We start from the raw sequence: 10,585 nt of genomic DNA, 5'->3' as shown, positions 1-10,585 counted from the left end.
AGTAAAAATCCAAGACCTAGATGCCTTTCGATATCAAGAACTTATTCATTTTTGGGGTTTTGAAACTCAAATTACCCCTAATCAATTTGAAGCTGTTGTCAACAGTCGACCTGGCTCCAAGCCAAATGTACCCAGTGTTAGCGATTGGCTCCCAATCGAGCATGAAGAGTTTGAGAAAGAAGTGAGATCGATGTCTCAATATTTTGCGTATGGGTAGCGATTCTCGTGTAAATCAGAAAGTTATTTTTATGTGTGGTGCAAGCCACTCAGGCTCTACGTTACTGGGACTTATTCTAGGTAGCCACTCGCAATGCTTTTATATTGGAGAAGCGACAAAAACTCGATTTTTGAATCTCCCTAGCAAACCACCTAAAAAGCAGAATTGCAAAATATGTGGTACAAACTGTCCAATGTGGAAAGATTTTATTGTTGATCCTGATTCTGATATTTATGAACAGATCGCAATAAGAACTCAAAAGCCAGTACTGATTGATTCAACTAAGGAGCCCAGCTGGGTTAAACAACAGATCGAAGTACTTGAAAAAACGACGGCTGAGATTTACTTAATATTTTTACAGCGAGATGGGCGAGCCGTACTAAACTCTGTGCTTCGAAAATACCCAGAGAAAAGTATTGATCAGCATATTGATGAATGGTTAGAGCGGATACACGCTGCTCAACGTTTATTTGATGATTTTCGTCATACTAAACTAACTGTGAGATATGAGCTTTTAGCGACCCAAGCAGATGCAATCATTGCAAAAACTGCTAATGTTTTAAAACTTTCCCATCAGCCTGAGATGTTACAGTTTTATCTCACTGAACATCACCCCCTGGGTGGCAATAATGGAACTCAATTTTTAGTTGCAAAGGCACAGATGAAGGATTTAGAGCAATCATTTATTGATCTACCTAAAGATCGTTATCGTTATTACAATACTCACCCCGTTGGTGTTGCACTAGATCTGCGATGGATGGATGAACTTGAGCCATACGCTCTGCGAAGGTTTGAAGAGCGAGCAGGTAAAATGAATGAATTGTTTTGCTGGGATCCTTATTAATAATTTACTTAACTAATGGATAGATAGAGATACTTTTATGACAGCAATAGATTTGGTCTTTCGGTCTGTCGGTGAACGGACAGCTCAACTCGCCCTAGACTTAGCGATTCAAAATATCAATCCTCAGCGAGTCCATATAATTGAAAACGTGAGGCCTTTTGCCAAGGCTGTCGATCAGATGCTCAGGCTTTCCTATACTTGCGATTATGTAGTATTTGTGGATGCTGATTGCTTAATCTTGGAGGATATGTCGCCTTTTTTGCAATCAAATACTTTGCCCTATGTGGACTGTTATGTTCTAGATCAATTTAGGGGATATCAGCATTGTGGGGTACACATCACTCGAATTGATGTGGTTAGAACCATGCAGTCGGTGGCAGTGACTGATCTAGATATCCGCTATGCATTGAGGCCTGAATCAAGCATTCGTCATCTAGCGATGACAAAGTTAAAGGAATATAAATCATTTAAGTATTTCAAAATCTTGCATGATTTTTTTCAAGATTATTGCGACATTTTTGCTAAATATGCATTACGACAATTAAGAGATGGACATAAGCTATATCTAAATACCCAATTTCAAAAGAATGAAGCCTATTGGAGGAATTGTGGAAGCAACGTCGATTTTCAAGTGGCTCGTATGGCCATGAACTATATCAAAGAAACCACCTCTGAGATTATGTCTGGACCAGAAATGACTCAATTAATTGCTAAGTTACCTCAAATTGCAACGTATGAGTTAGGTAAACGGCAAATCTCTCCTCAAAAAAAACTAGATCGAGAACAGGTTATTGAATTTATTCATTGCCATGAACATCGGTGGAAGCCAGCTCTAAACTATAAAATTTTTGGGATTGGCTTACATACCTTTGGTTTACAAAAGGTAGTAAAGGCTTTCAATATTTTAGGGTTTAATCTAGTGCAATATCCGCAAACATTTTCCCATCAATTCCAGGTGATGTTGAATGGAAGCTACGATTTTTCATGCTTGGAGCATTTTGATGGGATTTTTGCCGTCGCTGCAGCTCAGTCTTACAAAAGATTAGATCAACTTTATCCTAATAGTCGCTTTGTTCTAACACTAAGTGATAAACAGGTATGTCTACAGAAAATATCTGATCAATGGCCACGCAGAGGATATTTTATGCAACAGTCATTGTCAGAGCTAACGCCTGATCATTTAAATCAATTGTCAGATTTTTATGATCGTCATGTGCAAGAGGTTAAGACTTACTTTCAAAATCGTCCTACTGATTTGCTGCTTCTATCGCTCGATCACAAGCTTGGTTGGCAAGAGTTATGTAACTTTTTAGATGTACCTGTTCCTGCTAGAGTTTGCCCCTTATAATACCGGAAAGTTCTTACAACTATAAAGTGATCTTTTGTGTAAGCAAACTTAGGGAGGAAACCTAAATGTCACCGCAATCTTTTCTAGTAATTGGCGGTGGCCACATTGGTTTAGCTAGTGTTGTTTATCTCAGTAGTCAAGGCCACACTGTTTATCTGATTTCCCGACGGGCATCTACCACACATTCACAAACCATCCAGTCCTCAGGTCCCATTGCCCAGGGGAGCTTTCCAGTGGCTCTTTACTCCAACCGCTTTGTAGATATAGCGGCTGTGCACCGTGGTCGACTGCCATCCAATATTATTCTATGTTGTCGAGGGCAAGATCTGCAGCCCTATGCGGAACAGTTATCGTCCTACTGTCAGCCCGGTATGAATATCTTGCTGTTGTGTGCGGCTCGTTTTGCAGGACGTGCCTTTAGTCAGCTTTTGCAACAAACAGGGGTGCCGAAGCATCGGCTACCTGCGATCGCAGATGTTCACAATATGCCTTTTATTAGTCGAGGCAACGGTCAAGATCAGGTGGCCATTAAAGCCTTAACCAACAAATGTTTTGTAGCTGCCCAATCCCCAGAACTCACAGAACGTCTGGTGAGCCAGTATCAGCCTCTCTTTAAGCACCTATATCCGCTACCAGATGCCTTAGCCGTAAATCTCAATAAATGTAACGACATCATCCATGTACCCTTGATTTGGGCTTCGTTTGCCCAGTGGGAAACAGGAGAAGATTATAATCCTTACTATAATTTAGGTCCGCAAACGGTCCAATTGATTGAAATGTTAGATCGAGATCGCGTTACTATCGGTCAAAATCTAGGAGTTTCCCCTCTGATTGACATTTGCCAGCATTATCAACTTGCCTATGGTACAAAGGGTCCTTCGCTGTTTGAGCATGTTCAACAGCTCCATGCTTACTCCTGTACCAATGTCGGCAATCCTCAGCATCGCTATCTAACAGAAGATTTACCCTTTGGTCTTTTCCCACTGCAGGCGCTGGCTAAAACAGCTCTAATTGAAACACCCGTTTTGGATAGCTATATTACCCTAGGACGCAGCATCGTAGAGCCTAAACCCTATTGGACAGCTGATTTTCTAGGTTTAAAAGACCTATAGTATGTTGTATAAATGAGGTATTTTTATAGATGATCAAAAGAGAAAAGACAGAGCGGGCCCTGTTAATTCCTGTTTTGCTGGGTAGTGTCAGAGAAGGCCGACAAAGCGCAAACGTTTCCCAGTTGATTTGGAAACAACTTAGCAAAAACTCTGATGTTCAAACAAAATTAATTGACCTTAAGGCTTACCAGCTGCCAGTTCTAGAGGAGCGCCTAGGCGACATGAAAAATCCCCCCACGACCCTGCTAGACTTCTGCTCACAGGTGAGTCAGGTAGATGCTCTGTTGATTGTGGCTCCAGAATACAAAAATGGTTACCCTGGAGCCTTAAAAAATGCCCTTGACTACCTTGAACCTCAAGTTTTGCGACGTAAACCGATCGGCATTTGCACGGTATCCTCAGGGGGATTAGGGGGTCTGAATTGTCTTATGCAGCTACGGCTGGTCTGTCTTGCTCTAGGAGGAATGCCTATTCCCGAAAAATTATTAGTGTCTAAAGTAGGAGAGGTTTTTGATTCGGAAGGGAACTTACGGGATCCGAGCCTGACAAGTAAGATAGACACCTTTATCAAGGCCCTAGTTTGGTATAGCAAAAGGCTGGCACAAGATATATGACAGCCCACATCATTATCTTATCTGTTGGGCAAAAAACTCACGATCAAAGTAATTTGATCGGCCGCTATCATCTTTGAATCGATTAAATATGGCAAACACTAGTACTCCTAATTTGACCCAAGCATGGATTCGAATTTCCATGAAGTCAAAATCATAAAAAGCTTGGAATTTCGTAGCCACGTGGGCATCAACTCGATCTGCAAACAGCTCAACTTCCACGTCTCCCCAATCATTGAGGTCGTTATCATTGGCTCCATAGGCATGCAAAAATAAGTGATTGTTGCGAGCTTTGAGTTCTACACGCCTGATGCCAGTTGTATTTGCATTAGTACTGTCCCATACTCCTAAAAAAGATGGATCAAACTGCAAGCTAGAACTTTTTGCTGAATCAGTATCTGTTTGGTCACTAATACAGTTGTATAAAAGGGTTGACATTGAGCATACTCCTGATTGTGAGCTAGATTTGGGCTAATAGGTAATCCGTTTTTTAAGGTGCTTTTTGGAAAAACTCACGGCAAAAATAATTAGAGCGATTACTACCATCAAGGAAAACATGATGGCTAGCAATAATCATCAATCCCTTACTTTGATTAACCTGAAGCTCAACCTGCTTGAAGTCAAACTGATAGCGGGCCGTATAAGAAATGGCTGCCTGCGAGCTGAGGCTACTGGCATAAACATCATCAACGACAACCGTTTGCCAATCATGTAAAGTAGATTGACCGGCACCAAACGCCTGAACAGTGAGCTGACCGTTATCAGTCGTAAGAATGACCTTAACAATTCCTTGACTGTCAGTATTGGTATTGTGCCAGGTACCTATCAAGGCCTCTAAACTCAGTGATGGCCGCTCCCCTAACGTGAGATCATCGATTTCTCGATCTTGTATTTTTTTGTATGCAACTGAAGACATAATGATATTCCTTAAAAACCATGATCAACTCCTTTACTGTATCCAAGCACGTAACATTAATCGCTGGGTATCAGGATTGGTAATTGGCGTTCTTGCATGCAAACAACGTTGGTTGTCTAAAATTAAAAAATCTCCGGTTTCAAGGGCAAAGTCGATGATTTGATCGGTGTAGTTGATCACCTCATCTAAAATATTGAGGGTGGCTAGCATAGACTTCGACAGCTCAACTCCTTCATTTGCCAAGGCAAAATCAATGGTGTAGCGCCGCCAACACATACTGTTTTTGGTTAAGATCGGTCGCCATACTACTCCACCCCCGAGATAAGCGGCCAGTTGCCAGGGAACATGTTCTTGGTGCAGTTTATCTAAAATACCTGGTTCGGCACAGGATGCCAGAAGCTGTTGCAGTGTATACATATCAATTTGGCGTGAGCGGCCTCCACCATGACTATCTGGCCGTACACATTGCATGGAGATATACTTACTGGGCTCCGGCCAATCGGCACAGTCTGTATGAAGTCGCTCTGTTTGCTTGTGTAGATCTGATGCAATCGCAAGATCCGCTGACGGATGAATATAATGAATTAATTGGTTGCGTGGAGACTTGTGATCATAGGGAGTAGCCACAAGTACGCCAAAAGCCCGATTTAACGCCACAAACAAGCGATGCCCCTGGTCAAACTGTAATCCTTTGACTAAAGCACTAAACGGCGGAGTCTCTAAACAGTCTTGAATAGCAGCAATCAACCCCTGAAATCCCTCTCCACAAGCTTCTTGAAGCTTATTAAACACCTCAGTTTGGCAAGCAACATCGTAATACTCTTGATTGGAACGCCATGGCAGCTGCTCAGCCACTTCAAACAACTGTCTTGCCAGTGGAACGGGCACATTAATTATTGCAGAATTGGGGAATGGTTTCATGATCCCAAAATACTGTCATATACAATCAATCATGCTTGATCTCGTCCAACCAAAATGCATTAGGAAAAAGGATAGGCTGCGATGACATCAAGCATTAGCAACGCCCCCGCAGGTAGATCAGCCACAGCGAATGCGGTACGTGTTGGCAACGGTGACTCACCTCGATCAGGCAACCAGGCTGCATAGATTTGGTCAAATGCCTTAAAGGTTTTAATATCCTTCAGCATTAAGGTAACCTTCACAATATCTGCCCGACGACATCCAGCAGCATTTAGCACTGCATCAACATTAGCGAGAATCTGATGAGTTTGAGCTTCTAAGCCTTCTGCCAATTGACTCGTACTGGGATCCCGCCCTGTTTGTCCCGTCAGAAAAACCAGATTACCCGTGCGAATTGCCTGGGTATGGGTTCCGATAGATGGAGGAGCCGCATTGGTGGCAATTGGGATTTTGTTCGTCATAAAATAGCCGTCCTGAAATTATAAATACAACAACCAACACTGCTTTAGACAGCTGGTACTATAGGCTCTGCCCGCAACGGAATTTCAAATTTGACCCGTACAGGCCCCCCACTCAAGGGGGCTAAATCTAACAGTTGAGGCTGTTCCGGAAAGATAATTTGGACAATCACAACATTACTAGGATTAGCAAAGTCCAAATCAAAATAATGGAACTGAGTAATATTTGAAGCATAAATCCAGAGATTATCTTGTTCCTGGATCCACTGGCTAAAACTCTCACTTTCCATAGGCTCAGTACGGATCTCTAAAGGCGTTTCAGATAGGATTTGCTTCGTTAAATCAAAATGCTCAAATGCATATTGCCAACTTTCTTTATAGGGGCGCTTCGTCGAACCTCGAGAACGAGGTAAATCCCCCCTTTGTTTCATGCAAATATTTTCTTGGATAAATTTTTCCATCTCTGTTTCTGCTGCATAGGCTCCTTTGGTGAGACGATGGAGAAAATCGTCAACATCGCTGCTGGCGGTGAAAACTCGCCGAATAATTTTAAAGTAAGCAATGGCAGCAGGATTAATATCAAAGATAGTAATTTTCTTAGGTTTCCACAACGGGATCATATTGAGACCATATAACCCTCCCACCACACTAATCATGTGGATATTCTCACGTCGAGATGGCTCTACAGTCTCATAGTGGGATTTGAATTCTGCAAATTCGCCAAAAGATCCATCCTGGCAACCGTCATCTGTGCCATAGAAAACCATCGCACGATTATCATGGTAGATGTGCCGATTAAAGGCTCTAGGTGCTTGTGCTGTCACAGTTATCCTCTTTACTCTTTATAATTCTCTTGACTGCAAATTGTACAATCGATCCAAAAATCTGCCTCAGGATCTAACAAACAGTTCAGTTTTATACAAGTTGGACCTCCTGTTGCTGCTCTGCCTGCCTAATTAAAGGTAAGACTTCATGACCAAAGATCAGCATCTCATCTAGTTTTGGCCACCCAGCAAGAATAAATTGAGTCACTCCCAGACTTTTATATTCTAAAAACGCTTCTACCAAGTCCTCTGGTGTGCCCACTAACGTCATGGCTGAGGCACCATAGCTAGAGACCAGCCCCGTCCATAGGTATTGATTTAGCCAATCGCTTTGCTCTGAGGCCGCCAAAGAATCCTTAAACATCTGGGAATCGCCGTGGGCCAAGCAATCTCGCACCTGTTTAACAATAGCATCCTCCGACCTTAGAGCCTCCGCTGCTGCAATTGCTTCTTTTCTTGTCGGCCTACAAACCACACATAGCCTCAGACAAATATCGGTCCTTTCTTGCCCGACTTGCTCCGCCATAGATTTCAGATTTTCGGGGGTATCAATCACCCTTAACCAACAAGAACCTTGGGTGCAAGCTAAATCTATGGCCTGTTGAGAATGGCCAGCAACATAAATTTCAGGAGCCGACCGATCGGGGGCGAGAAAAGGTGTATTTAGCTTGCCATCTTCTATGTCATAGAAGTTGCCCTTAACGTTGACTGCAACGTTCCTCTGCCAAAAAGCATGGCAAATGGCCAAAAATTCCTTGGCCCGTGCATACCGCTGATCGTGGTCTAAGAAATCTCCATAGCCTCGCTGTTCGCTAGGGGAGCTGCCAGCAATAATATTTAAAGCAATCCGTCCTTCAATCAGCGTAGAAATTGAATTAACTTGCTGTACGAAGGTGGTAGGCTGCATTAATCCCAGCCGATAAGCCACAATAAATTTCAATTTCTGGGTTGCTAATCCCAGGGCACAGGCAATCATCAGCGTATCGGGCTCATAGTTGCCAAAGGAGAGTAACACAGACTCAATGCCTACGTCTTCTGCCTGTCTAGCAAACCGACACCATCCATCCATATCTGGATAACCGGCAAGGGATCTGCTGCGAGTGGTTAGGACACGAGCAGTCTCTTGCTTGGTCATTTCTCCACCTTTTGGCAACATCCAGTGAAATCTAAGTCCCATCATTGTCCCCACATCTCGATACGATTATCACCACCAAAGCAAGTCTAACGCTGGGCAAGTTCTACTTGAGTCTCTTTCTCAAGTGTTAACTCCATATCCCTGATACGTGGCAGAACATCCCGACCAAAGATCAGCAGTTCATCCGATTCCGGCCATCCCGAAAGAATGAACTGTGTGACGCCAATCTGTCTATATTCAAGGAATGCCTTGGCTAACGTGTCCGGAGTTCCCACTAGCGTGATCCACACTGGACCATTGTGAGGAACCAAGCCGTCCCACAACCATTGATTTAACCAATGGGGATCATCCTGCTGGACCTGCATGGACTGTTGAAACATTTGGGAGTTGCTGCGGCTTGCAATCGTTTCATGCTGACTGCAACCAATGTGATCAGGCAACAGGGCTTGAGCCGCTCGGTAAGCTTCTTCCCACGATGGCCGACAAATAATGCCACACCTGAGACAGACCTCGATATCCTGTTTACGGGCATTGGCCACAGCAGCGCTCAGATTCTCGGGCTTATCTGCTGTCCGCACCCAGCAGTCTCCCTGGGAAAATGCTAGTTGTTGAGCCTGTTGGGAATGACCAGACACATAGATTTCGGGTGCCCTACGAGCTGGTGCCGAAAACGGAGTATGTATATTGCCAGCTTCCACGCAATAATAGCGACCCTTGAAATTGACAGGACCCTGATCTTGCCAAAAGGTGCGACAGATTTCCAGAAATTCCTCGGCCCGTGCATAGCGCTGATCGTGATCTAAAAAATCACCGTACCCCCGTTGTTCTTTGGGGGAGCTACCAGCAACGATATTCAAGGCAACGCGTCCCCCAATCAAGGCAGATAGGGTATTGGTTTGCTGAACAAAACTGGTTGGCTGAATGAGGCCTGAACGATAGGCCGCCAGAAATTTGAGTTGAGTTGTTGAGCGGCCAAGGGCACAGGAAATTATTAGCGGATCAGGCTCATAATAGCTAAACGAGATCAATAATGACTCGATTCCAGCTAACTCAGCCTGACGGGCAAAGCTGAGCCAGCCAGGCATATCTGTTAGGGAAGCATCTGAGATATCACAGGTGGATCGAATACGATTGATGGCAGCTTGCTGAGCTGTTTTTAGCACCATCTCTCCACTTTTTGGCAGCATCCAGTGAAATCTCAAAGCCATAGTGCCTCCCCAACTGATGGTTCTAGATAAGAGCTGTCAAACTTCGATCGTCCATGGCACTAAGGTTGGTTCAACACCGTATTGTGTGACCCATTCTTTTAAGGCCCAGGGCGGAGTGTCAATGTCTCGATATCCACCCAATAACTGAAAAGTAACGGCATCGGCTTTATCTAAAAGTGTTTTATTGGGAACGTCAAGATAGACTTCCGGTTTCATCCAACGATACGCATAGCCATAGATAATCCGTTTGGCAACATGGCAGCTACGGTTTGGTGTGGCTGTATGAAAGATACGGTTTTCGAACAACACAGCATCCCCAGCATTTAGGGATAAATCGCAGACTTCCAAATCATACGGGTCGATCTGTCCTCGATGAATTTCAAGGGGTTTATCTCGAAGATGACTGCCACGAGCCATCAAGGTCATTCCTGAATCAGGGCCATGAAAATCAGTCAAACAGTAGCAAACCTTGATGCCAACCCTTGGTAAAGCCTGGTGATCTAAATCCCTGGGAATGCGCAGATCACGGTGCCATCCACGGCGAAACGGCGGTAGATTCGGATCCTCTGGATGCTTATAAATTAGATCGGTAGAGTGAAGATGAATATTAGGCCCCAAAAGCTGTACTACGAGAGGGACCGTAGATGCATGGGGGATCAAATTATAGAATGCATCTTCTGATAGCAGACTAGGTCGTAAGTCCAAGTCGTTATACCAAGGCTTATTCAGTACCTTCGCCTTATGCAAAAAGGGTTCCGCTAAGTTATCTCCAGCATTGAGTAGATGAGATATCTCTGCGTTATCGAGGGCATCACGAACAACGAGAAAACCGTCTTTCTCAAATAAAGTTTTTTGCTCTTGAGTTAGCTGTAAAAATTTCAAGGGACCAGTTTATTATTCAATTCTTAGACAGCGATCAAAAATAAATTCGCCTTCCTAGCACTATGCACCAGGTCTCTTCGCACCTCTCTTTCTAACATTCCTTCGATAG

General features: G+C 43.8%; 13 protein-coding genes. 5 read left to right on the top strand and 8 right to left on the bottom strand.

From position 1 onward, the window contains the following. The 5 genes from IQ260_RS31175 to IQ260_RS20515 all read left to right on the top strand — a co-directional run. The coding region (locus IQ260_RS31175) for a hypothetical protein (protein ID WP_228016304.1) at positions 1-217 on the top strand (217 nt) is incomplete at its 5' end. Continuing rightward, positions 210-1,061, top strand: a complete 852-nt coding sequence (locus IQ260_RS20530; protein WP_193994959.1) for a sulfotransferase — start codon at positions 210-212, stop codon at positions 1,059-1,061. The genes IQ260_RS31175 and IQ260_RS20530, both read left to right, overlap by 8 nt. Before the next feature lie 37 nt (positions 1,062-1,098). Beyond that, positions 1,099-2,409 (top strand): sulfotransferase, encoded by a 1,311-nt coding sequence (locus IQ260_RS20525; protein WP_193994958.1) that lies wholly within the window; start codon positions 1,099-1,101, stop codon positions 2,407-2,409. A gap of 65 nt (positions 2,410-2,474) precedes the next feature. Next, entirely contained in the window at positions 2,475-3,521 is a 1,047-nt protein-coding gene (locus tag IQ260_RS20520) for an NAD/NADP octopine/nopaline dehydrogenase family protein (protein ID WP_193994957.1), read from the top strand. 29 nt (positions 3,522-3,550) lie between these two features. After that, on the top strand, positions 3,551-4,135 hold the full coding sequence (locus tag IQ260_RS20515) for an NADPH-dependent FMN reductase (RefSeq protein WP_193994956.1): 585 nt from the start codon (positions 3,551-3,553) through the stop codon (positions 4,133-4,135). A 12-nt stretch (positions 4,136-4,147) separates the two neighbouring features. On the opposite strand, the gene IQ260_RS20510 is transcribed toward IQ260_RS20515, so the two are convergent. From IQ260_RS20510 to IQ260_RS20475, 8 genes are all read right to left on the bottom strand, one after another. Continuing rightward, positions 4,148-4,570 carry a hypothetical protein gene (locus IQ260_RS20510; protein WP_193994955.1) on the bottom strand — a complete coding sequence of 141 codons (423 nt, stop codon included), beginning with the start codon at positions 4,568-4,570 and terminating at the stop codon, positions 4,148-4,150. 52 nt (positions 4,571-4,622) lie between these two features. After that, on the bottom strand, positions 4,623-5,048 hold the full coding sequence (locus tag IQ260_RS20505; protein ID WP_193994954.1) for a hypothetical protein: 426 nt from the start codon (positions 5,046-5,048) through the stop codon (positions 4,623-4,625). 33 nt (positions 5,049-5,081) lie between these two features. After that, positions 5,082-5,969 carry a TauD/TfdA family dioxygenase gene (locus tag IQ260_RS20500; protein ID WP_193994953.1) on the bottom strand — a complete coding sequence of 296 codons (888 nt, stop codon included), beginning with the start codon at positions 5,967-5,969 and terminating at the stop codon, positions 5,082-5,084. Between the two features lie 59 nt (positions 5,970-6,028). Beyond that, entirely contained in the window at positions 6,029-6,430 is a 402-nt protein-coding gene (locus tag IQ260_RS20495; protein WP_193994952.1) for a RidA family protein, read from the bottom strand. Between the two features lie 44 nt (positions 6,431-6,474). Further along, positions 6,475-7,194 carry a hypothetical protein gene (locus IQ260_RS20490; RefSeq protein WP_193994951.1) on the bottom strand — a complete coding sequence of 240 codons (720 nt, stop codon included), beginning with the start codon at positions 7,192-7,194 and terminating at the stop codon, positions 6,475-6,477. A 148-nt stretch (positions 7,195-7,342) separates the two neighbouring features. Then, positions 7,343-8,386, bottom strand: a complete 1,044-nt coding sequence (locus tag IQ260_RS20485; RefSeq protein WP_193994950.1) for an LLM class flavin-dependent oxidoreductase — start codon at positions 8,384-8,386, stop codon at positions 7,343-7,345. A gap of 86 nt (positions 8,387-8,472) precedes the next feature. After that, a complete protein-coding gene (locus IQ260_RS20480; RefSeq protein WP_193994949.1) occupies positions 8,473-9,594 on the bottom strand; it encodes an LLM class flavin-dependent oxidoreductase in 1,122 nt (373 codons plus the stop codon). Between the two features lie 36 nt (positions 9,595-9,630). Continuing rightward, positions 9,631-10,476 (bottom strand): phytanoyl-CoA dioxygenase family protein, encoded by an 846-nt coding sequence (locus IQ260_RS20475; RefSeq protein WP_193994948.1) that lies wholly within the window; start codon positions 10,474-10,476, stop codon positions 9,631-9,633. Between the last annotated feature and the right edge of the window lie 109 nt (positions 10,477-10,585).

This window comes from Leptolyngbya cf. ectocarpi LEGE 11479, from assembly GCF_015207065.1.
In the GTDB taxonomy this organism is placed as follows: Bacteria; Cyanobacteriota; Cyanobacteriia; order Phormidesmidales; family Phormidesmidaceae; genus Leptothoe; species Leptothoe ectocarpi.
The sequence above is the reverse complement of the archived record's forward strand: the minus strand, read 5'-3'. Positions and strand labels throughout refer to the sequence as shown.